The sequence below is a fragment of the Mycobacterium uberis genome (genome assembly GCF_003408705.1).
Lineage (GTDB): Bacteria > Actinomycetota > Actinomycetes > Mycobacteriales > Mycobacteriaceae > Mycobacterium > Mycobacterium uberis.
Map to the genome: position 1 here is coordinate 83,407 of NZ_QAYL01000006.1, position 22,252 is coordinate 105,658.

Sequence of the window (22,252 nt, forward strand, 5' to 3'; positions counted from 1 at the left end):
GCAGAGACAACTGTTCCACTTTAACGCTCACACGCTCCACCCTTCCACCTATGCAAGTACCCGTCGCTCTTAATCACAATGGCACTGTACTTCAGTAATAATTCTTTAAGACTTCAGTAATAATTATTTAAGGAAACTCTAAATGTACAAGGGGTTTGTTTCAGGCTGGTCAATGATGGTCTGTGCTGTTTATCAGCGGATGGGGTGCCGTCAAGCAATCGACGCGCTCCGGCCATGTCTAAAGGCCACTAGTCTTTGACGCCGGCGAAAAATTGCAACGCCGCGGCGTTGACGGCCTCCGGACGCTCAAAGAACCCGAGATGACCGGCGTCTGATATTTGCAGGTAGCGGCCGTTGGGCAAGACGTCGGCGACCTCTCGTCCCAGAAACGGCGGTGTCACTATGTCTTCGGCGAAACCAATCACCAAAACCGGCGCAGCGATGCTTCGGTAGACCGGTAGTCGGTTGTCGCGCGGGGCGACATCCGTTTGGCAACGCAGTCCCGGGGTGGACCTTATCGGCCACATACTAAACATGGCGATCCAGTCGGCTACGGCCACGTCATCATTGAGCGTCTTGCGTGAAAAGTTTTCCAACAAACGAACTTTCGCATCGTAACCGGATGGCAGCTGGATACCAGAGTCATGGAACTCAGCTTCGACATCGTGAAAGAACTGGCGGGTGCGGTCCAACCGGCCACGGGTGGCCATCAGTACGGCAGCGCTGACCAGTTCGGGCCGAGCCACCATGAGCTCCTGAGCGATGAACGAGCCCATCGACACCCCAACAATATGTGCCGGGACCGCGCCCAGGGATTCGATCAGTGCCGCGGTGTCAGCAACCATAGTTTGCGTCGTGAAACCCTCGGCATTTTCGGTGGCACCGATTCCACGATTGTCGAAAGTGATGACGCGATAGCCAGCCGACAGGAATGCCGGGACTTGATGCGGTTGCCAGGTACGGCCTGCACCGCCACGGCCAGCGATAAAAACAACAGGTTTACCGGTCCCGCGGTCCTCGTAAGCCAGATTGATCACCTGCACACGGTACAAGCAGCGGATAGCAGGCCTTGACCCGGTCGATCCACCATCGCCGTCGCGCGGGCTGCGCGCGGAGCGCCTGCAGCCGTGCCGGGTCAGGTGTTACCGATCCGACCGACAGGAAGCCGTCGACAGGCAGCATGGGCTCGGTAACGTCTTCAACGAACAGTCCGCTGGTACCCAGCCCGCAAGCATGGCCGAGTTCGGGTAGGGAAGCGGCAGCGGTCAGTCCGGCGGCAATCCCGACCGCTGAATCGAGCGCGCTGGAAACTACCACCGGGACATTGATCTGCGCTGCGATAGCCAGGAACGCTGAAACCCCACCTAGCGGCGCCACCTTCAATACCACGACGTCAGCAGCGTGCGCATGGATCACCACCAACGGGTCTTCGGCCTTGCGGATGCTTTCGTCAGCGGCAATCGGCACGTCAACCCGGCGGCGCAGCTCGGCTAGTTCGTCTACGGTGGCACACGGCTGTTCAAGGTACTCCAGCGGGCCATCTGCGGTCAGCGCGACGGCTGCCTGAGTTGCGGCCTCGACGCTCCAGCCGCCGTTGGCATCCACCCGCACAGTTTCCACTAGTTCCCGCACCGCATTGACCCGGTCGACATCGTCGGCCAGACTCTGCCCGGGCTCGGCCACCTTAACCTTGGCGGTGTGCACACCGGGAAATCGAGCAAGCACCTCAGCTACCTGGGCGGCGGCCACAGCGGGAACGGTGGCGTTGATCGGGATTCGGTCGCGGCGACCCTTCAGCGGCTCGCGATAGGCGGCATCAACACCCGACGCCAGCCACGCGGAAGCCTCGGAGGGCTGGTATTCGAGGAAGGCTCCGAACTCTCCCCATCCTGCTGGGCCCTCAATCAACGCCACCTCGCGGGTGGTGATGCCACGGAAGCGCACCCGCATCGGCAAAGCCACCACATATAGGCGGTCCAACAGCTCAGTTAGTGTGGGAATCACTGCGGGTAGACCTGACGATTGGTCAGAAACGTCGCACGCACCTTGAGATCGGCGATCCGCTCGGGTAGTACAGTCCGCAGATCAGCTGAAAGCACCACCATAGCAGCGTATTTGCCGACCTCCAGCGAGCCGATTACATCGTCGACGAACAGCCACCAGACGGCGTCCATGGTCTGTGCGCGGACCGCCTGGTCTACAGCCAACCGCTCCTTCAGGGCCAGCATCCGACCGCTCGACTCGACCCGCATCGCGGCCACGCTAATGTTGCGCAGCGGCTCTTCAGGTATGACGGGTGGATCGTTGTGCAGCGAGATCCGCATACCGGTTGCTACCGCAGATCCCACTTGCATCCAACGAGATCCGCGCTCTGGCACGAACAAACCGTGGACAACGGTGTAACCTCAATCAGGGATCTGGTCGACGGACATGCTGCAGGTGACACCCCACTCGGCGGCACTCTGCAAGTAGCTGGGCAGGATAGCATCGACGTGTTCGAGATGCATAACGATAATCGGAACGCGGATGTCCGTGCAGCACCTCCTCATATACATATCAAGGTACAGTGTCGGCGCCAGCGTCGCCATGTACGTGACAAGCCAGCGGCGAACTCAACGGAAAGTAGGCGCCGACGATTTCGGTCATCTGTTCGGAGGCGTGGTTGGCATGTCCGCAAGAACCCTCCGACACACCAATGGCGCGGGTCGCGGCGGTGTCCAAATACGGATAAAGACAGTGCGATGTTACCAACCCATGGTGAACCGCCCACCCAGATCTTGATCCCGACCTGGCGCAGCATGTCGTCGCCCTCACCGGAGATGGCTTCGGCGTATAGCTTCGGATCGGAGATCTCATGGTAGATTCAGCTGTGCAGCCGGATCGTCAGCTCGTCGCACCGCCATTCAAGCAGCAACCGAACCACCGGATCAAAAGCCATTTCTGCACGCATGGTCAGACCAGCACGGTTTAGCAGAGCGCATTCGGTGTGCAGCATCGCCGAGTAGTCGCTGGGCCCGATGGCACCGCTTATCAGCAGAAACACCGCTCCGGTTTCCTCTGCAGTGTAATTAAATCGACCGTAAGTATCACGGCCGTACTCGAGATCAGATGTTTCTGTATTTAACCCAGCGTGCCGAGCGGTGTGCGAGTTTAATAGACTTTATGCTCAGAATTGTAGAGATTACTAGTGGTCTGTGTGGTGCGATGTTGTCAAGACAACTTAACGTTGACTAGAACAGCACGGGTTGTAGTAGCGGGTCCCAACTATTGCAATAGATTCTCATAGCTCTATGTAAGGCCTTTTCGCAGTGAGCCGTATCGACAACGTCATCGACATTGCACATAGTGAGCGGCCGTATATCGACAATTTAGTCAGACAGCACAACCGCCTTCATCAGTGGGTAGCCACGTGCTTCAGCAAACCTCGGCATAATACAGCCAACATCGACATTGGTTGTTACCGTGCCAGTATCGATGAATTCCACGATCTCGGACCGGTTTATCGACGGCGATGACCCGGCCGTCCGCAACGGCAAGCTCCTCAGTGACAGACCACACGTCGGCGACGGTCAACACGCTTCCCGACAATGACTATCTCAGCCTCGGGGTGTGCATCGACCCTGACAAACGATCCTAGTGGCAATCGCTAGTACAGCAGCACCGAACAAAGCGGACCTAGGGCACGCCAGACCCGAATCGCAACACGTTCTAGCCTTTCCACATGCGTGACGGACTGCTGCGCCACCCGACCCGACCCATAATGGTCATCTACATGGTGGGCGCGCTGAAGCGTCACAAGAACAAGCCCGTATTGCCGTATTGTTTTTCGGCGACACCACGCTGACCGGCAATCAAGTTGTAACCAAGCCGGATAAGCCAGTAAACGCAGGCGTTCGAGGCGCTGAGCACTGACACCGGCATCACAGTCGATCGACTGTCACTCAACCGTCCCGAAGTTCTGATGATCATCGGGGCGAGCCAGATCCGAGGTTATCGGCGCACAGCGCTACACAAGCTCGGCTCGCTGGACGATCACGCTTATGTGCTTTCCGACGCCGGCATCAGTTCGCTGAGCATCGACCTCAACCCGATGTTTGTCAAACGTGCATTGGGTCTGCTGCAACGGGGGACTCGCTCCAGCAGACCCCTACTATCGGGTCAGTGCCTGAGGAGCTCAAAGACGTGGCTGTACACCTCTCCGCTAAGGCAGCCAAGTTCGAGCTGCAACCGCTGGTGACCGCATACCTGCCCACCGGACCAGGTCATCGACCCTACCTACACCGGCAAGCCCAAGGAGATGATAGGCACCACACGGTCGATCGCCACTATGACGACAATTCAACTCGCCGAATGGGAACGGTCCGAAAACTCGCAGTTCTTGATGTACACACCGTCGTCACACGCTAGCACAGCGTTTTTCACACCCACCATAGATCTAGGGTAGGGAGATATACGCACTGATGAAATATCCTGATTCACACACCCGAGGCCCATCGTCGCTAGAGACCGTCTACTACTTCGCTTCGGTGATCAATCTGGTGCGGTTAACCGAAGCAACTCGGCATTTCGTCTCAATATCCGCCCAATACAACGGCCAATCCGAGGCGCCTAGGGTGATCACCTATATCGCCAGGAGTGGCCGCAGCGAGAAACTGCTGATGTCGTGTAGGCACCCGACACTGTTCGCACGCGTCGCACTGCTGAGCAAGGACGGTAAACCGGTTCCGCAAGGCGATCTGGGCGAAATCTGATTCAGCGGAACACTATTGGCTGGCGGTTAGTGGAATCTTCCGGATGATACAGCCAAGACGTTTAAAAACGGCTCGCTGCACACCGGCAATATGGATCGTGAAGACGAGGAAGGATTCCTCTACATCGTGAACCAGGTCAAGGACATGATCGTCACCGGCAGCTTCAATGCGTTCCTGCGAGAGGTCAAAAATGTCGTCGCCGAGCATGCAGCAGTCGCCCAAGCAGGTGGTGATCGTCGACTCTTTGCCGTTAACAGAGCTTGAGCAAACCGAACAAAAAGGCGGTGAGCGCAGAGTGCTGGGAAAACACCAGTCAGTCCGTCGGCTAGATTACGCGTTGAACGTGAAACTGCCGCACGCTCACGACCGAGCGTACGGCTAACTTCACGTTCTACTGATGGTAGGCCAGCTGACTACTGTGGCAGACATGACAAAAGGTACGGGAATCGATGGCGATCTAACTATCAACCAAGACGGAGTCCAAGAACCTTGAATGACAACCCTTTTGATAGTAAATCATGGCAACTTATCGACGGCTTCAGCGATCTGACCGATATCACCTATCACCGCCACGTCAACTACGACACAGTTCGGGTGGCGTTCAACCGTCCCGAGGTACGCAACGCGTTCCGGCCGCACACCGTCGACGAGCTCTACCGCGTACTCGACCATGCCCGGATGTCGCCCAACGTGGGAGTGATATTGCTGACCGGTAACGGACCCAGCCTGCATGACGGTGGCTGGGCATTTTGCTCCGGTGGTGACCAGCGCATTCGCGGACGCTCCGGCTACCAATACGCAAGCGGTGACACCGCTGACACGGTTGATGTCGCACGCGCAGGCAGGTTGCACATCCTCGAAGTACAACGATTAATCCGGTTCATGCCCAAGGTGGTTATCTGCTTGGTCAACGGGTGGGCGGCCGGCGGCGGGCACAGCCTGCACGTAGTCTGCGACCTCACGTTGGCCAGCCGCGAGCATGCCCGTTTCAAGCAGACCGATGCCGACGTCGGCAGCTTCGATGCCGGCTATGGCAGCGCGTATTTGGCCCGTCAGGTCGGCCAGAAGTTCGCCCGCGAGATCTTCTTCCTCGGCCGCACGTACACTGCCGAGCAGATGTACCAGATGGGCGCGGTCAACGCCGTCGTCAAGCACGCAGACCTGGAAAAAGTGGGTCTGGAATGGGCAGCGGAGATCAACGCCAAATCGCCTCAAGCGCAACGGATGCTGAAGTTTGCGTTTAATCTGCTCGATGACGGTCTGGTGGGTCAGCAGTTGTTTGCGGGTGAAGCTACCCGGCTGGCATACATGACCGACGAGGCCATCGAGGGCCGCGATGCGTTCCTGCAGAAGCGCGCCCCGGACTGGAATTCGTTCCCGCGGTACTTCTGAGCGCAGCTAAAATTCCCCACGTGTGAGCAAAAGTCCGCTGCACTGGTTCACCGATCAGATCATATTGGCCGGCATGCTGCCACCGGTTTCGGTACAACTACTGTTGAACCGGAATGCGATCAAACCCGTCAACTTCAGCGATAAGTGGATCCTGCTGACTGGAGCTCCATAAGGCATCAACGAGGCTGCCGCCGAACAGCTCGCGCGGCACGGCACTACCGACCCCGTATGACATCTCATAACTACAGACGCAGTGGACACGCTGATCACCGACATCTAAACGCACCTCGGCGGGAGCGAAATCTTAATCAACAACGCCGGCCCGTCCATCCGACGGCCGAATCGCTAGACCACTGGCAAAACGTCGAGCAGACTATGGCACTCAACTACTTCGCCCCGCTGCTGATGCGTGGGTTTGCGTCGGGACACGCGAGCGCGGTTAGGCGCACATCATCAACGTCACTTTCTTAGAGATGAAGCATTCGAAAGCTAAGTCGTTGTTCTAAATGTGCAATCCCTCGAAACGCCGCACTGTAAGTGACGAGCTAGTAAGGGTGCCAGAGCATGCATTCCACGGCGCCGTACTACCCGCTGGTGGCCACTTCGATGATCGCACCGATAAAAGCCTACCGGCAGGATACCTGCGTTGACATCACACAAAGCAGCTAAGTGGATGGTGAAGGCCGCCCGCACCCTGCCCTGTGGCGTGATCCGCACCGCAGGGCAGGGTGCGGGCAGAGCGCTAGACAGCGTCGGCCCCACTGGGAAATACACTCATGCAACAGCACCCCCAGCTCAGCGAGCCTAACTCATCCCAGAAGTAGGCGACGTCAAATGATCGACTTCTCTAAGAGCTCGAACATACTCATCGGCTCGAAAAACCGGATCGCTGGGCTCGTCTGCTATGCCACCAACCACGACTGGCAGCACAGAACGGGTGAAAAGGTCAAAAGCCCACTGCTCTTGCCATGACGGGTCGAGAAATCGCATGCGACGACTTCACCGGGCCTGGTGTAAAGTCCCTGCGAAACAGATACACAACGAAATGACTGTCGTCAAGACGTGGTTGACACAAGGCCACGGAGATCCTGGTCAGCCAAGTGCTGCTCCGAACAGGGGATTAGCAACGGTCGCTGAGTTTCTACCGGGACCAGATCGGGCTAGCGATCGCCCGCAAATACGCTGTAGGAATAGTATTTTTCCGGCCAATCGCTGCTCGAGCTAGCCGGGTATGTTAGTCAGGAGACGCCAGACCACTCTCGGGCACCCTTTCCGGTGCGCTGTAGCCGCAGATCCGCAACATCGCCGTCACTCTGACCGACCTGAACAGTCGCAGGGTCTCCATCACCCGTGAACCACGTCGAGAACCGTGGACCCTGTACGAGATGCACGTGACCGAACCAGACAGGATCACTTTAAGTCTTTGTCGAGGTTCCTGCCGATCATCCGCTACGCGGGACACGAGAGTGTGAACGCCGCAGAACACCAGATTAATTGCACGGTAACATCTGACGGCGGTTCGCCGCCTACCTGCGATTCGTGCAACAGTTAATTCGACAATGGATTACCCCGAACACGAGAATCAGGCGCTGTGAACATCAATTTGTTCCTCTTGATCATTGTCGTTATCACGGCACTCGCCTTCGACTTCACCAACGGCTTTCATGACACCGGCAACGCCATGGCGACCTCGATCGCCAGTGGTGCACTCACACCAAAGGTGGCGGTGTTCCTCTCCGCCGTCCTGAACCTGATCGGCGCGTTCTTGTCTACCGCCGTAGCAGCAACAATCGCCAAAGGTCTGATTGACGCGGATCTGGTGACGCTGGAACTGGTGTTCGCCGGCATGGTTGGCGGCATTGTCTGGAATTTGCTGACCTGGCTTCTCGGTATCCCATCAAGTTCCTCGCACGCGCTGATCGGCGGTATAGTTGGTGCCACGATCGCCGCTGTCGGCGGTCACGGAGTGGTCTGGAGCGGCGTCATCTCCAAGGTGATCATCCCGGCCATTATTGCCGCGTTGCTGGCCATTGTTATTGGGGCAGCAGCCACCTGGTTGATCTACGCGATTACCCGCGGTGTTCCAGCCATACGCACCGATACCGGGTTTCGACGCGGCCAGATTGGCTCAGCCTCGCTGGTTTCGCTGGCACACGGAACCAACGACGCACAGAAGACGATGGGCGTGATCGTCCTGGCTTTGATGTCCTACGGAGCAGTGATTAAGACCGCCTCCACGCCGCCGCCATGGGTCATCGTGTGTTGCGCGATAGCCATGGCCGCAGGCACCTACCTAGGCGGCTGGCGAATCATCCGCACCCTGGGCAAGGGACTAGTGGAGATCAAGTCGCCACAAGGCATGGCCGCCGAGTCATCCTCGGCCGCAGTCATTCTGTTGTCCGCCCACTTTGGCTACGCGCTATCCACAACCCAAATCTGCACCGGTTCGGTGCTGGGCAGCGGGTTGGGCAAACCCGACGGCGAGGTCCGGTGGGGCGTGGCTGGCCGGATGGCCGCCGCCTGGCTGGTCACGCTTCCGTTGGCTGGTGCGGTGGGAGCAGTCACCTACTGGATCGTGCATCTCATCGGTGGTTATCCCGGTGCAATCATCGGCTTCTCGCTACTGGTCGCGGCCTCTGTCGCCATCTATATCCGATCGCGCAAGATCAAAGTCGATCACAAGAACGTCAACGATAATTGGGAAGGCAGTTTGACCGCTGGGCTCGACGGTCTGGATAACCACAAGCCGCCCTCCGCTATGGTCCCTCAGTTGAATGCCACCCTGCCTCGATACCGCTCCGATCACCACACGGTTGGCGCGAGGAACGCTTCATGAGCGTCTGGTTCAACTACGAAGCCACTTTCAAGATCTTACTCTTCAGCATGCTAACCGGTGCGACACTGCCGGGGCTGTTCGCGCTCGGAATCCGGCTGCAAGCCATTGGTGCCGGAGACACCAGCACCAATGGCGCTGCCCCACGCCACAAGCTGATCCTCGTTACACTCGCTTGTGTGATCTACGCGCTGGTTCTTATGGTAGTCATCCTCGGGGTGCTGTACATCGCAAGAGACTTCATTGCACATCACATCTATTACCTGTTCCCGGGCATTTAGGCCCTAATTGCACCAACTGCGCAGAACCGCAGCAAAGTGAACCGATTCCTTATTTCCGTCGTATCGTGGCTACGCGCGGGGTATCCAGAAGGCATACCAGCAACCGATACCTTCGCGGTGCTCGCGCTGCTAGCCCGCCGATTGACTAACGACGAAGTGCAACTCGTCGCCAGCGAGCTGATCCGGCGCGGCGAGTTCGACAAGATTGATATCGGTGTGCTGATCAGCCACCTCACCGACGAGCTGCCGTCGCCGCAGGACATCGAACGGGTGCGGACACGGTTGGCCGCCAAGGGCTGGCCGCTCGATGATGTACGCGACAACAGGGAGTCCACATAGCCGTCCTACGCTCACTTAGCGTCACGTCCGGCTCTGCAGCTCCAGTGCTGTTGCCCACGCTGGAACGGGTCCTGGATAGCCATGATCCCGCGCTGGTCGTAGTACCGGCCCAGCATGAACCCACCGCCGCGCTGTGTGCTTTACGAGTGGGCGAAGAAATCGACGACGATGTGGCCTTGGTGGTCACAACGTCGGGAACGACAGGTGTGCCCAAAGGCGCCTTGCTGACCGCCGCCGCCTTGACTGCCAGTGCGTCGGCCACTCACAACCGTCTGGGCGGTCCGGGTAGCTGGCTGCTGGCTCTGCCCCCATATCATATCGCCGGGCTGCAAGTGCTGGTGCGCAGCACGCTGGCAGGTTCGGTGCCTATCGAGTTGGACGTCTCTGCCGGGTTCAACATCGCCGCACTGCCGGACGCAGTGGGCCGACTGAGTCCAGGTCGGCGATACACGTCATTGGTCACTGCCCAACTAGCCAAGGCGCTTACCGATTCGGCGGCTACGGCCGCACTCGCCGAATTGGATGCCGTTCTCATTGGTGGTGGACCAGCTTCCCGGCCGCTCCTGGACGCCGCGACAGCTGCTGGCATCGTGGTGGTCCACACCTACGGGATGAGCGAGACTGCGGGAGGTTGCGTTTATGATGGCGTCCCTCTGGATTGCGTGCGTCTACGCGTGCTGGCGGATGGCCACATTGCGATCGGTGGCGCCACGCTGGCTAAGGGCTACCGCAATCCGATCGTACCCGACCCGTTCGCCGAACCGGGCTGGTTCCACACCGACGACCTCGGCATCGTTGATGGCTCGGGCGTACTGACAGTGTTGGGGCGCGCCGACGACGCGATCAGTACAGGCGGGCTGACCGTGCTGCCAGAACCCGTCGAGGCCGCGCTACGCACCCACGCTGCGGTCAGCGACTGTGCGGTGTTCGGACTTGCCGACGACCGGCTAGGTCAGCGACTAGTCGTTGCGGTAGTACTGACCGATGGTTGCGCACCGCCGACACTGGACATGCTGCGCGCACATGTCACACGCAGGCTGGATGCGACAGCAGCGCCACGCGAGCTGCATATCGTCGATGCGCTGCCACGACATGGCATCGGAAAGGTCGACCGCACCGCATTAGTGCGCCGGTTCGCCGGGTCCGGTTAATAAGCTTACCAGATCGTGAAGATCGGTCGCCGGGAGGCATTGTCTGTCACGGCCGCGGTTGTCCTAGTCGCGGCCGCATTCATACTGCCACGATTGAATTGGGGCATCACTCCATGGCGCGGCACCAGGCTAGAGCGGTTTGCCATGCACGCCGGCGCTGCACCGATCTTCGGCTATTGGGACGTCCATGCCCGCTGGGGAACCGTGCCGGCGATTCTCATCGCGGTAGCCGCCACAATATGGGGGCCAACCGTGACACAACGTTTTTCGTGGCGAGTGCTGACGCTGGGCACCTGGGCCACCGCCTGCTGCTGGGCTTTTTCGCTGGCCATGATCGATGGCTGGCAGCGAGGTTTCGCCGGCCGGTTGACCACCAAGGATGAGTATCTGTGGGAAGTTCCCAACATCACCAACATCCCAGTAACGCTGCGCACGTTCTCCAGTCGCATCCTCGACTTCCAACCCAGTTCCTGGACCACGCACGTGTCAGGACATCCACCGGGTGCGCTGCTGACGTTCGTGTGGCTGGACCGGATCGGCCTGCACGGCGGCGCCTGGGCCGGGCTGCTGTGCTTGCTAGTCGGGTCCAGCGCGGCGACGGCAGTGATAATCGCTGTCCGCGCACTGGCCGACGAGTGCACAGCGCGACGGGCAGCCCCGTTCGTCGCGGTAGCGCCCACGGCGATCTGGGTCGCGGTCTCTGCGGACGGATATTTTGCGGGGGTCGCGGCATGGGGTATCACGTTGTTGACACTGGCGGTACACCGTACGGTGCAGTTCCCCGCACTAACCGCAGCCGGCGCAGGCCTGCTGCTAGGCTGGGGAATTTTCCTCAGTTACGGCCTCACTTTGATGGGGCTTCCAGCATTGGCAGTACTAGTTGGCCCCCGCCACGCGCGGGATAACCTCAGGGCGGTCCTGCGGGCACTCGGCCCGGCTGTGCTGTCCGCAGCGGCGGTAGCAACCATCTTTTCCGTCGCCGGATTCTACTGGTTCGATGGCTACAACCTTGTGCAACAGCGCTATTGGCAGGGAATTGCTCAGGACCGACCGTTCCAGTATTGGGCGTGGGCCAATCTGGCGTGCGCGGTGTGCGCAATCGGGCTAGGCAGCGTCGCGGGAATAAGCTGGGTGTTCAACCTGGCCGCCATTCGCCAGCGATCCAGCGTGCATTTACTACTGTTGGCAATGCTGGCAGCCATCGTGTGCGCCGACTTGAGCATGCTGAGCAAGGCTGAGACTGAACGGATTTGGCTGCCTTTCACTGTCTGGCTCACCGCAGCGCCCGCGCTGCTGCCAACACATTCACAACGGCTGTGGCCGGCCCTCAATGCCTTCGGGGCCCTGCTGCTGAACACCATCATCTTCACGAACTGGTAGCCAAATGTGACTCGATGTCTTGCTCAGAGTCCGGCTGCACGGGTGACCTGCGCGAAGCGACTCGTGGGTGCACAGACATCACGGACCACGGCGATGTCGTCTACGACGTCGAAATCAGCCAGACACTCCACCGAAGTCACGTCGATACCGTTGCTGCACAACGACTTTAACGTGATCTCTCCGGTGTCGGGCTGCGACATCGGTACGGCACGTAGATATTCGGCCGTCGCCGGCGTCTGCATCCCGAGCACCCACCAACCGCCGTCATGAGTCAACCCCAGTACGGCTGGCGTCTTGAGCAGCCAGCGCGCGCAAGAGGTCAGCAGCTCGGCGGTCACCTGTGGAGTGTCCATCCCGATTTGCAGCACCGGATGCCCACTGATCTGGTCAGCCGAATCGATGTGTGCGTTGGCGAGCCGGTCAGCGAAGCCATCGCCGCGCTGCTCGATCACCGTGAACGACTCGATTCGCTGACGGATCTCGGCAGCACGCGCAGCGGTGTCGATGTCGCCGGTGAGTGCCAACACCCGCATGACCACCGGTGCGGCCGCCGCTGCATCCAACGTGTCTAGCAGCGCGGCGGCGGCGATGTCGGCGGCGACCCAGTCACCGACAGCGGCGGCGAGCCGCGTCTTGGCCCGGCCGGGTTCCGGCGCTTTGGCGACCACCAGCAGAGTCACCGGCAGGCTGCTCATGAAATAACCTTCCAGAAGTCCACGATCGCGGTAATACTGCCCCACAGTGAACCGCTGACCTTGGATTTACCGCCCGTCCTGGGGCCGTAGCTAACGTCGAGCTCGACTACCCGCCACCCGGCAGCCGCAGCGCGCACAAGCAGTTCCAGCGGATACCCCAACCGTCTATCGGTGACACCCAGATTCAGCAGAGCGTCCCGCCGTGCAACACGCATCGGTGCGATGTCGTGCACCGGCAGGCGGTGACGGGTGCGCAGCCACCAGCTCATCACCGCAGTGCCCACCCGGGCTACCCACGGCCAATGCAACTCGGGCACCGGCCGCCGCCGACCGATCACCAGATCCGCGCCCTCATCGAGTGTGGCAACGAACCGGGGCAAGTCGCCGACATCCATCGAGCCGTCGGCGTCAATAACCGCCACGATCGCAGTCGACGCGGCGACCACACCCGCATGCACCGCCGAGCCGTATCCAGGCCGGGATTCAACAACCACCTGAGCGCCATAACGAACAGCGACCTTAGCGGTGTCATCGGTGCTGTTGTTGTCGACAACCAGCGCGCGGTAACCGGTGGGAATCGCCGCCAGTACCGCCGGCAGGGACTCTTCTTCGTTGAGACATGGCAACACTACGGTAACCCCATCATCAGACACAGAGTCCTACTCTAGTCTGACTCACCGGATCTGGCTGATGCGTTCGCCGGAAGAACGCACATCGACGCTATTACAATGGCAGTGTTGGCTCGCCTAAATGCTGATGCGGTGGCCCTCCTGCTGTAGCCGTAACTCGGCAGCCGGGTTAAGCCCGACGATGCTGCGCGCCGCCCGATACCGGCACTCTGCCAGTGAATCCTGACCCAGGATCAGAACCCAAAATAGTGACCTCCAGAGCCATACAATTCCGGCGGACTATCCGACTGCGGGGCCAGAATCCTGGAAACGAAACAATGACCAACACCGATACAGGGACTGGAATCGGAACGTTCAGGTGAGCCGGAGCACCGGGCGCCGGGACAGGGAGAGGGACATTCCCCTACGCCGGGAGACGTTATGACTGAGAAAACCGAACCTCCGACAACCTGAATGGTGCGGCCTTGAAATCCGGCGTTACCCTGGCCAGGCGAAGCAGCGGCATCGGCGCCTGCTGTTGCGTTCGACAGCAACAGCATGGACTTTCCCGGGGCTGCGTTCTGATGGCCTAACCACAAGTGCTTGACTCACGGCTGGCCGGATGGCGGTGGTCACAGCGACAGTCAACGAAGCGAACCCAATGACCGCGAATACGGCAACGGCTTTGCTGATCAGCAATGACCGTCTACCCGGCTGCAACGCACTAATCTCGACTTCAGCATCGACGTAGTATCCGACACCACTGTCCAATTCATCCACATCGACCGAAAGCAGCTCGACATCGCCGGCCATCGAGTACGCTAATTGCGGTTCCTCACCAGCTGCGTTCGCGACTTCCGCCGTAGTGAACCCAGCAGCCAGATTCGGCTGGACCAACGTAGCACCGCACGCCGCGTGGGATTGTCGGCAACCTATAGCCTGATGGTCGACGTGTCACCGATCTGGTTGGCAACCGCAGCCAGGTCAATGCAGGCCTATTACCAGGTAAACCTCGGCCGGTGCGACCAGACTGGTCGCTGGGGCGGGCCACCATTGTGTCCAACAGAGAGCTGACATCTGCGCCCGCCAGGAGAGTACGGGGGCGCCTCCTGGTCTTCGACCACTGGACTCAGCGCTGACAGCATCACCGTCTTATTGCCGATCAGCAGCACCGCGCCGGGCCGGGGCACGTGGCAAGCGTTGTGTCCTGACGGCTACTTTGCCACCGTCTATGGCGCCAACAACTCGTACCCCGACCGGATTACACCTAGTACCGCTGACAACTCAGTGCAACCACCCACCGCCGTCATGCCGTAGTCGACTTCCTCAACCCGAATTTTTCGAGGCTCACCGGACCACGCCTCCGCCACGCGCCCAATACGTGTCCAGACGTCGGAAATTTACCGGTCGTCCAGACAAGACAACACGCACTAAAGCGCGACTAGCGTAGAGGCGCAAACGCGAACTCGCGCAGACCCTCGCGCGGATCAACAGCCGCGCGGAAGCCCAACACCTTGGCGGCCCGAGCGGGATTCGCAACAATGTGGCGCACGTCCCCACTGCGGTACTGTCCGGTGACAACCGGTGACACGGCGCTATTCAGGCAACTACGCCCGTCGCACAGTGCGGTGGCCACCTCGAGGATCGAGATGGGCTGCCCAGAGCAGACGTTGACCGCGGTGAAGCCTTCGTGGTCAGCTGTTGATTTGGCAGCCGCGAGGTTCGCGGCCACGACGTCGTCGACGTGGACAAAATCACGCATCTGACCGCCATCCTCAAAAACCTTTGGTGGATCGCCTTTTTCGAGTGCAGAACGGAAGATCGCCGCGACTCCGGAGTATGGGGTATCGCGCGGCATGCCAGGGCCGTAAACGTTGTGGTACCGCAATGCCACAACCGAGCCTCCTGTTGACTCCGACCACGCCAGCGCATAATGCTCCTGTGCAGCCTTGCTGGCAGCGTACAGGCTGCGCGGCCGCAGTGCGGCATCCTCATCGACCAGCCGCCACTCTAATTCCTCACCACCACGCGGGCAGCGATGTTCGAAGATGCCAGCATCTAAGTCAGCGCGCCGTCGCGGCAACGGATCAACCGGCCCGTGCTGACGACAATGATAACGTCCCTGCCCATATACCACCATCGATGACGCCAGCACCAGACGACGCACCCCAGCAGCGAACATCTGCGCCAGCAGTACCGTGGTGGCGAAATCGTTGTGACCACCGTAAGCAGGAGCATCAACAGCGTCCACGCCGGCGCCCACCATCGCAGCCTGGTGGCACACCAGGTCAACACCGGCCAAAAGCGGGGCCAGCGCATCCGCGTCGCCAACGTCAACCTGTCGACATCCCGGCGGCAACAACGGGTTGGGTCCGTGCGCGGTGGGCAACAACGCGTCGATACCGACGACATCGTGACCCGCCGCCAGCAACGCCGCGCCCACCTGAGACCCGATGAAACCGGCTGCGCCAGTCAACAGTACCCTCATGACAGTTCCATCGGCAACGTTACACTAGTGTGCGGCAGACAATGCTCGCAATTGCGGTCCACGCCAACCCGAACAATCGCCTCCGCTACCAACTTCTTGAACACTTCGATGTTCTTGTCAAATTGGGCAAGCACTTCGACAGCCTTCACACCATCGCCAGCCGCAACACCAGCGTCCAGATCAGTTACTAAAGCGATTGTTGCATAGCATATTTCAAGTTCACGAGCGAGCACTGCCTCGGGATAGCCGGTCATGTTGACCAGGCTGAATCCAGAGGCGGCAAACCATTGGCTTTCCGCGCGGGTGGAAAATCGCGGACCCTGAATTACCACCATGGTGCCGCCGTCGACCACACCGGCGAGGCCGGTGACTGCGGCACGCAGCACTGGGCAATAAGGATCAGCAAAGTTGACGTGGACAGCACCGGAGTCGAAATAAGTGTCGACACGACCGCTGGTACGATCGACGAGCTGGTCAGGTACCACCACGGCACCCGGGCCAAGTTCGGGGTTCAGACTACCGACTGCGCACGGCGCGAAAACTTGCCGTACTCCAAGCGAGCGCAGCGCCCACATGTTGGCCCGATACGGCACGGCGTGCGCCGAATATTCGTGATGTGCCCCGTGTCGGGGTAAAAAGGCGACATCGTGTTCCCCAATGGTACCGACCGTGATCGGAGCGCTAGGCTGGCCATACGGGGTATCCGCATTGACGTCGCAGACGACGCTTTCAAGCGAGGGCCCAAAGAAAGTATAAAAGCCGCTACCGCCGATCACTCCAAACATTCGCCCATTGTTATGCATGCCCCGCGTTTGGTCGCATGTGCCGACCACCGGCAAGATTCCCTGATGGCTAGTTTCGCTCAGTGGATCTCAGGTGCTCGGCCACAGACGCTGCCGAACGCGGTGGCACCGGTTGTTGCTGGCACCGGCGCTGCGGCATGGTTGCACTCAGCCGTGTGGTGGAAAGCGCTGCTGGCACTAGCTGTCGCTGTCGCGCTGACAATCGGAGTCAACTTCGCCAATGATTACTCCGACGGCATCCGTGGCACCGACGACCACCGGGCCGGGCCGCTGCGATTGATAGGCTCGCAGCTCGCTTCCCCACGATCGGTGCTGACCACTGCGGTTGTCAGCCTGACGGTCGGCGCGATGGCCGGGTCGGTACTCGCACTGCTCAGTACATCGTGGCTTGTCCTGGTCGGGGCTACCTGCATAGCAGGGGCCTGGCTGTACACCGGTAGCTCGAAGCCCTACGGCTATAAGGGTTTTGGCGAGGTCGCAGTGTTCGTGTTTTTTGGCCTGGTCGCGGTACTCGGCACCCAGTACACCCAGGCATTACAGGTGGACTGGGTAGGGTTGGTGCTAGCGGTGTCAACCGGAACGCTGTCATCGTCGATACTGCTAGTCAACAACTTACGAGATATTCCCACCGACATGCAGTCATGCAAGTTCACCCTGGCGGTGCGTCTGGGTGATGCCCATACGCGACGATTGTACCAGGCGCTGCTGGGTGTCGCCGGAGTACTGACGCTGGTGCTCATGGTAGCGACACCATGGTGTGCTGCCGGACTGGTGGCCACGCCGCTGGCTCTGCGCGCCCTGCGGCCGGTGCGCTCCGGCCGCAGGGGGCTCGACTTGATCCCGGTGTTGCGAGACACCGGACTTGCGATGGTATTATGGGCGATCGCGGTGGCCGGGGCTTTAGCACTGGCAGAGTTGGTGGTGCACTGACAGTGTACTGAGGGCTTCGATTGTGCGCATTCTCCTTGTTGACCAGCACTTATAGCATAACAGCGGTATCACTCCTTATCGAGCAGCGACTCACCGCACAGCCGGGCCCGTAATTGTTCACGTTCGGAACGCCGGCGCTCACCAACGACAGCAAGCGCCGCGGTGGCGCGCCGGCGCAACGGACTGAACAGCCAGATACCCAGAGGCATCGCGATGATCAGAGCGAATAATGCGGCAACGACAATGGGCAGCTGGGTTACCCCCAACAATCGCGCCACCCCGTAAATAACGCCGCCAAGTAGGACCACCAGTAGCAACCGGGCCGATACGTAAAGCAAGACGTCGACAACTAAGCGATCTCGGTTGTGATCTGCAGCGCTAGTGTTGCTTAGCTCTTCTGACATGGCTTGAGCCTACGGTGCGGGTATATTCACTCCAAGGAGGTGTCGAGTGTTGTACCTGCTCTTCGTCCTGGCTTTAGGGACGCTGACCTATATTGGCTGGCGCGCTATGCGGTTACAGGCTAACCGTCCGAAGACTCGCGTTATCGGGCCCGACGACGATCCAGAGTTTTTGTGGAAACTCGGGCATCGGGACGACAACCCGCGCTAGTAGCAATCGCAAACGTGACAGAGCCGGGCGCCGCGGATCACCATTCATCAAACCCAGACCTGCGCTAGATCGGGGAACCCATCGGCGAGAACTGCAGCCAGCTCGATGAAGGCTTCACGGGTCGGTCGCTGCAACCAATCCAAATTGATCTCGGCACTCGCCTCACAGATGAGGGTGCAAAAGGCACCAGCCGTACTGCGCAGCAGCGCCGTGAGAAATGCTCAACCACCTTATTGATGTCGACCTTGCCAGCTCGTGGTCGCACGTCGTTGATAACTGGGATCGAGTTGCGCACCAAACCCTGATGGCCTTGCGCATCCAGCCAATCCAGCGTCGCCAAGGCGCTGCGCGCGCCATCGATGGAGACCCCAAACTGACCACCACCAAAGCATCAGCTTTGGCCAGCACAGACGACATCGCCGAGTGCAGCAGCCCGATACTGCACAGTCAGCACCAGGCCGTAGAACCGCTCCATGATTCCCAAGATGCAACTGTAGTCGTCGACGTTGAATGCATCAGATACCGCCGGATTGCTTTCCGACACTAACACTTCACATCCCGCTCGCGCCTTGCGAAGTGTAGAGGCGAACGTCGCTGTAGCGTTCGATGGCTCGGGCGTCGTGCAGTAACTGGCGCACGGTAGCCGGCGTTTCCAACAAAACCTTCTGGCCCAAAGTACCGCGATCGGGGTTGGCATCTACGGCCACTACCCGATCGCCTCGGATAACAGCAAACATCAAACCCAACGTCGCAGTGATTGTGGTTTTGCCAACCCCACCTTTCAGGGACAGTACCGCAATCCGGTAGCAATCCCGTACTGGCCGATTTATTTAGGCCACCAAGTCGTTGTTGTAAGGGGCAGCCCGGGATTTTCCTCAAGTTAATCGGTTGGTCGGACAGCATGTAGAGCACACGCCGCAAGCCCTCCGACGGTGAAGGTTTGACCAGTCGCATGAGCATCCGGGTGAATAATTCCGGATGCAGCGTATGTGGCACGGCCTCTGGGCAGCACCAAGCATGCTCGGGTCCGACGAGTCTGTCAGTATGACCACCGAATTCCGCCGTTTCGACCCGCGGGACGCCGATAACTAGAATTGAATCCCGGTGTGGCGCCCGGGAGAGCGATGCGAGTGCTGATGAAAGTGTAGCGACCCACGGGTCAGGTCCCCGGGACCACCGCCCTCTGCGAAACCCGGCAAAGGTGCGGGTCGGTGCTGCGCTGCTGGATTCGTTGTGCGGGTCGCCGGAGTATTGCCGAGACGGCAACTGCGTCGTCGGATTGTCGACGTCGTTGTGACCCTCATGGGTTCGGGGCATCTGCACCGGTGGATGCCCAGACATGTGAACTTCCCCTTATGCTGCAGTATATGAGGCCGTCCGCCAACGGACAGTCAGCCCACTCCTGCATACGAATGCAGGCCTACAGTCACCAGGTTAACGAAAAACAGGTTGAAGACCATGGCTACAAACCCGACCACGTTGATCCACGCTGCCCTGCTGTCCCGCCATCCCGCAGTCGACCTGGCATGTAAATAAGCCGCGTATACCACCCACGCGACAAGAGAAACCGTCTCCTTGGGATCCCAGCCCCAGTACCTACCCCAGACTTCCTCGGCCCAGATCGCACCGAAAATCACCCCGAAACCAAACACCGGAAACGCAAAGATCGTCGTTCGATAGGCGATCTGATCCAGGGTCTGCGCGTCAGGGAATCGCCGCACCAGTCGGGCCAGCACGTTTCCACTGCGTTCAGCGTCTTCTGGGTCGGAGACCGCCAACCGCGAGGTGCGCAGCAGGAACAAGATGTTGACGATGCCGGCGACCAGGAAAACCCCCGAGCCGAGGCTGACCACTGACACGTGGATGGGCAGCCAGTAGGACTGCAGCGCCGGTATAACCGGTGCGGGATTGACGTAGAGCCAGCGCCCGGAAATCGTGAGCAGGATCAGCACCGGCACCAACAAGAAAACCCACAGCGGGCGATATTGCCGGCGACGCAACACGATCGCGCCGGCGACTAGCCCAGAGAAGCAAGTCAGATTGATGAACTCATACATATTGCCCCAGGGCAACCGCAGGGTGGCTAGGCCGCGCAGCACGATGCACGTCAGCAACAGACCGATGCCGAGGTAAGCCACGGCCAACCCGGCCCGCCCGACACGCTCGTCGACCGATCGTTGCGGAGCATCCATCACGATGCCGGGAGTCGCACTGTCGGCTGTGACCAACCCAGCCACCACTCGCCCGTGGTTGACTACCCGGCTGCCGCCGACGTGTGCCAGCTCGTAAGCCAGCAGCAGCAGGGCGACCACTAGCACCACTACGGCCGAGGTGAACGCCCAGTCGGAGTAGCGCGCCAGGCCGATATTGACATACAGGGTGTTCATTTGACGTCCACCTGGGAACTCCTTCTGGCCTCTACGTGTGTACGTTCAGCCGTAACGGGCTCGCCGAGCCCGGCCAATAGCCGCTCCACCAACCGCTCGAATTCGTCGCCCCATCCGGAATTGTCGGTGCGCGCCAAGCCGCCTAGCTCGACGTTCACCGTACCGACCGCCGGAGTGAGCCTCACCCATACCCGACGTCGACGCATCACCAGCGACACCACCAGTCCGGCCATCATCGCAATGGCGAAAACAAGCACCCAAAATTGGCCGGGATCATGCGACACCTGCAGGTTGACGAACGGTACGGCCCCGTCGAAGCGGACCACGGTGCCGGACCCCAGGCCTGGGTCAAGCCGGACTTGTTCGCCGGCACGCAGATTGACCCGTTTCACTTCGGTTAGCCGACCCTGATCGATCAGCCGAGGATCCAGGGTGAACAACGACTGAGGCCGCCCGCTGTCCAGGCCGGTGTCGCCACAGTAGATGTCGATGGCTACCGCGGGAGCGTTCAGCGCCGGGAAACGCGACGACAACAGGGTGCCATCGAACTGCTCGGTCGGTGCCAACAAACCTTGGATCGCGATCTCATGTCGACGACGCTCGCTCGCGTTGGGATAGCTACCCGCGGGCGGGTCAATGCGTGCCACACCCGACGACAACAGTGTCTGCGAGTTGTCGGGTCGCCACTGCACGGTCGACGTGCGTGTCTGTCCGTCGGGGAATATCACGGTGAAGGTGGGCGCGTAACCGTGACCCTGCAAGTACACCCAATCACCGGCGACGCGCAGTGGGTGGTTGACCTCCAGTCGGTAAGGCCGCCAGCTATTCACCGCCAGATCGTGGCCGTCCTGATAGTCAATATCTGCGGCGAACGAGGTAGCCTGCCCCGAGGGCAAGTAATGTGCTGTAAAGGCGTTGACCCGAATGCATAGCGGGTGCAACGAAGTGCCGTCTACGGTGTTGCCAGCGTGGAACGAGTCGAACGCGGCCGGCGATGCCGAGCAGAAGCCGGGGCCGCCGTCGGCGATGACAACAACACTGCCCTCGTACCCAAACAGTTTGCCGACAGCCACCGCGACCAGCAGGCCCAGCAGCGAAAAGTGAAAGACCAGATTGCCGAATTCGCGCAGATAGCCTTTCTCAGCGGACACTTCTACGGTTTCGGAGACTATGCCGTCTTGAGTGCGGGTGGCGATGCGCCAGCCACGCAGCCTGCCGATGAGAATGTCCGCCAGGGTCTCGGCATCACCGTTAGCAGCGAAGCACGCATACTTGGGCAGCCGGGTCAGGTTGCGTGGTGCGACCACCGGCGCGGCGCGCAAGCTACGGGCATGCTCGATCATCCGTGAAGTCAGGCAACCGACGAGAGACACGAACAGCAGCACGCAGATGGCTGTGAACCAGAAGCTGGAGAAAACATCGAAGGCCTGCAGCTGGTTCAGCCACGGGCCGACCACCGGGTGGGCGGCCAGGTAGTCGTCGACCTTGCCGACGTTGAGGCTGCGCTGCGGCAGAAGTGCACCAGGTATCGCACCAAGCGCAAGCAAAAATAGCAGCACTAACGCAGTGCCCATCGAGGTCAACGCGCGCCAGATGTTACGC

Annotated in this window: 21 protein-coding genes and 4 pseudogenes; 11 read left to right on the forward strand and 14 right to left on the reverse strand. The window is 60.0% G+C overall.

Features of this window, described 5'->3' with window-relative positions; translation table 11 throughout:
- Positions 1-248: 248 nt before the first annotated feature.
- The 3 genes and pseudogenes from MUBE_RS04840 to MUBE_RS04850 form a co-directional block, all read right to left on the reverse strand.
- Positions 249-1,037: an alpha/beta fold hydrolase gene (locus MUBE_RS04840; protein ID WP_116539802.1), complete on the reverse strand. Its 789-nt coding sequence runs from the start codon at positions 1,035-1,037 to the stop codon at positions 249-251.
- A complete protein-coding gene (locus MUBE_RS04845) occupies positions 1,000-2,004 on the reverse strand; it encodes an o-succinylbenzoate synthase (RefSeq protein ID WP_116539693.1) in 1,005 nt (334 codons plus the stop codon). Before MUBE_RS04845 ends, MUBE_RS04840 begins: the two co-directional genes overlap by 38 nt.
- Positions 2,001-3,588: pseudogene (locus MUBE_RS04850) on the reverse strand (amidohydrolase). The gene MUBE_RS04845 and the pseudogene MUBE_RS04850 overlap by 4 nt, the downstream one beginning before the upstream one ends.
- Before the next feature lie 162 nt (positions 3,589-3,750).
- Between MUBE_RS04850 and MUBE_RS04855 the strand changes: the two are divergent.
- From MUBE_RS04855 to MUBE_RS04895, 9 genes and pseudogenes are all read left to right on the forward strand, one after another.
- Positions 3,751-5,080: pseudogene (locus tag MUBE_RS04855) on the forward strand (acyl-CoA synthetase family protein); the annotation flags it as partial.
- Positions 5,081-5,240: 160 nt separating this feature from the next.
- Positions 5,241-6,143 (forward strand): 1,4-dihydroxy-2-naphthoyl-CoA synthase, encoded by a 903-nt coding sequence (locus MUBE_RS04860; RefSeq protein WP_116539694.1) that lies wholly within the window; start codon positions 5,241-5,243, stop codon positions 6,141-6,143.
- 22 nt (positions 6,144-6,165) lie between these two features.
- Positions 6,166-6,315: a hypothetical protein gene (locus tag MUBE_RS17245; RefSeq protein WP_243632831.1), complete on the forward strand. Its 150-nt coding sequence runs from the start codon at positions 6,166-6,168 to the stop codon at positions 6,313-6,315.
- Between the two features lie 961 nt (positions 6,316-7,276).
- Positions 7,277-7,637, forward strand: a pseudogene (locus tag MUBE_RS17250) (VOC family protein).
- A gap of 97 nt (positions 7,638-7,734) precedes the next feature.
- Positions 7,735-8,979, forward strand: a complete 1,245-nt coding sequence (locus MUBE_RS04875) for an inorganic phosphate transporter (protein WP_116539695.1) — start codon at positions 7,735-7,737, stop codon at positions 8,977-8,979.
- Complete coding sequence (locus tag MUBE_RS04880; protein ID WP_116539696.1) at positions 8,976-9,257, forward strand: hypothetical protein; 282 nt, start codon at positions 8,976-8,978, stop codon at positions 9,255-9,257. The genes MUBE_RS04875 and MUBE_RS04880 overlap by 4 nt, the downstream gene beginning before the upstream one ends.
- A gap of 36 nt (positions 9,258-9,293) precedes the next feature.
- Positions 9,294-9,596 carry a DUF3349 domain-containing protein gene (locus tag MUBE_RS04885; RefSeq protein ID WP_116539697.1) on the forward strand — a complete coding sequence of 101 codons (303 nt, stop codon included), beginning with the start codon at positions 9,294-9,296 and terminating at the stop codon, positions 9,594-9,596.
- 44 nt (positions 9,597-9,640) lie between these two features.
- Positions 9,641-10,747, forward strand: coding sequence for an o-succinylbenzoate--CoA ligase (menE, locus tag MUBE_RS04890; RefSeq protein WP_207801654.1), 1,107 nt, complete (start codon positions 9,641-9,643; stop codon positions 10,745-10,747).
- A gap of 15 nt (positions 10,748-10,762) precedes the next feature.
- Positions 10,763-12,127, forward strand: a complete 1,365-nt coding sequence (locus MUBE_RS04895; RefSeq protein ID WP_116539699.1) for a hypothetical protein — start codon at positions 10,763-10,765, stop codon at positions 12,125-12,127.
- Between the two features lie 23 nt (positions 12,128-12,150).
- Here MUBE_RS04895 and MUBE_RS04900 read toward each other — a convergent pair whose 3' ends face one another.
- From MUBE_RS04900 to MUBE_RS04920, 7 genes are all read right to left on the reverse strand, one after another.
- The gene (locus tag MUBE_RS04900) at positions 12,151-12,822 is read right to left on the reverse strand and encodes a TIGR04282 family arsenosugar biosynthesis glycosyltransferase (RefSeq protein WP_116539700.1); all 672 of its coding nucleotides are present in this window, start codon (positions 12,820-12,822) and stop codon (positions 12,151-12,153) included.
- Positions 12,819-13,475, reverse strand: a complete 657-nt coding sequence (locus MUBE_RS04905; protein ID WP_207801655.1) for a glycosyltransferase family 2 protein — start codon at positions 13,473-13,475, stop codon at positions 12,819-12,821. Before MUBE_RS04905 ends, MUBE_RS04900 begins: the two co-directional genes overlap by 4 nt.
- Before the next feature lie 453 nt (positions 13,476-13,928).
- On the reverse strand, positions 13,929-14,327 hold the full coding sequence (locus tag MUBE_RS04910) for a hypothetical protein (RefSeq protein ID WP_116539701.1): 399 nt from the start codon (positions 14,325-14,327) through the stop codon (positions 13,929-13,931).
- Between the two features lie 101 nt (positions 14,328-14,428).
- A complete protein-coding gene (locus MUBE_RS15540) occupies positions 14,429-14,620 on the reverse strand; it encodes a hypothetical protein (protein ID WP_165849704.1) in 192 nt (63 codons plus the stop codon).
- 39 nt (positions 14,621-14,659) lie between these two features.
- Positions 14,660-14,800, reverse strand: a complete 141-nt coding sequence (locus MUBE_RS15545; protein ID WP_165849705.1) for a hypothetical protein — start codon at positions 14,798-14,800, stop codon at positions 14,660-14,662.
- 71 nt (positions 14,801-14,871) lie between these two features.
- A complete protein-coding gene (locus MUBE_RS04915) occupies positions 14,872-15,918 on the reverse strand; it encodes an NAD-dependent epimerase/dehydratase family protein (protein WP_116539702.1) in 1,047 nt (348 codons plus the stop codon).
- Positions 15,915-16,721, reverse strand: a complete 807-nt coding sequence (locus MUBE_RS04920; RefSeq protein ID WP_116539703.1) for an S-methyl-5'-thioadenosine phosphorylase — start codon at positions 16,719-16,721, stop codon at positions 15,915-15,917. The genes MUBE_RS04915 and MUBE_RS04920 overlap by 4 nt, the downstream gene beginning before the upstream one ends.
- 45 nt (positions 16,722-16,766) lie before the next feature.
- On the opposite strand from MUBE_RS04920, the gene MUBE_RS04925 reads away from it, so the two are divergent.
- Positions 16,767-17,651, forward strand: coding sequence for a 1,4-dihydroxy-2-naphthoate polyprenyltransferase (locus MUBE_RS04925; RefSeq protein ID WP_116539804.1), 885 nt, complete (start codon positions 16,767-16,769; stop codon positions 17,649-17,651).
- A gap of 68 nt (positions 17,652-17,719) precedes the next feature.
- On the opposite strand, the gene MUBE_RS04930 is transcribed toward MUBE_RS04925, so the two are convergent.
- Positions 17,720-18,055 carry a DUF4229 domain-containing protein gene (locus tag MUBE_RS04930; protein WP_116539704.1) on the reverse strand — a complete coding sequence of 112 codons (336 nt, stop codon included), beginning with the start codon at positions 18,053-18,055 and terminating at the stop codon, positions 17,720-17,722.
- A gap of 46 nt (positions 18,056-18,101) precedes the next feature.
- Between MUBE_RS04930 and MUBE_RS04935 the strand changes: the two genes are divergently transcribed.
- Positions 18,102-18,263, forward strand: coding sequence for a hypothetical protein (locus MUBE_RS04935; RefSeq protein ID WP_116539705.1), 162 nt, complete (start codon positions 18,102-18,104; stop codon positions 18,261-18,263).
- 47 nt (positions 18,264-18,310) lie between these two features.
- Here MUBE_RS04935 and MUBE_RS04940 read toward each other — a convergent pair.
- From MUBE_RS04940 to MUBE_RS04950, 3 genes and pseudogenes are all read right to left on the reverse strand, one after another.
- Positions 18,311-19,358 (reverse strand): annotated as a pseudogene (locus tag MUBE_RS04940) (nucleotide-binding protein).
- Positions 19,359-19,654: 296 nt separating this feature from the next.
- Complete coding sequence (gene ccsB / locus MUBE_RS04945; RefSeq protein ID WP_116539706.1) at positions 19,655-20,650, reverse strand: c-type cytochrome biogenesis protein CcsB; 996 nt, start codon at positions 20,648-20,650, stop codon at positions 19,655-19,657.
- A complete protein-coding gene (locus MUBE_RS04950; RefSeq protein ID WP_165849719.1) occupies positions 20,647-22,245 on the reverse strand; it encodes a cytochrome c biogenesis protein ResB in 1,599 nt (532 codons plus the stop codon). Before MUBE_RS04950 ends, ccsB begins: the two co-directional genes overlap by 4 nt.
- Between the last annotated feature and the right edge of the window lie 7 nt (positions 22,246-22,252).

What these genes read in the sequence shown, in the direction of transcription:
- MUBE_RS04880 (WP_116539696.1), top strand. Translation starts at nt 8,976, where the DNA reads ATGAGCGTCTGGTTCAACTACGAAGCCACTTTCAAGATCTTACTCTTC.
- MUBE_RS04900 (WP_116539700.1), bottom strand. Translation starts at nt 12,822, where the DNA reads ATGAGCAGCCTGCCGGTGACTCTGCTGGTGGTCGCCAAAGCGCCGGAA.
- MUBE_RS04915 (WP_116539702.1), bottom strand. Translation starts at nt 15,918, where the DNA reads ATGAGGGTACTGTTGACTGGCGCAGCCGGTTTCATCGGGTCTCAGGTG.
- MUBE_RS04920 (WP_116539703.1), bottom strand. Translation starts at nt 16,721, where the DNA reads ATGCATAACAATGGGCGAATGTTTGGAGTGATCGGCGGTAGCGGCTTT.
- MUBE_RS04925 (WP_116539804.1), top strand. Translation starts at nt 16,767, where the DNA reads ATGGCTAGTTTCGCTCAGTGGATCTCAGGTGCTCGGCCACAGACGCTG.
- MUBE_RS04930 (WP_116539704.1), bottom strand. Translation starts at nt 18,055, where the DNA reads ATGTCAGAAGAGCTAAGCAACACTAGCGCTGCAGATCACAACCGAGAT.
- ccsB (WP_116539706.1), bottom strand. Translation starts at nt 20,650, where the DNA reads ATGAACACCCTGTATGTCAATATCGGCCTGGCGCGCTACTCCGACTGG.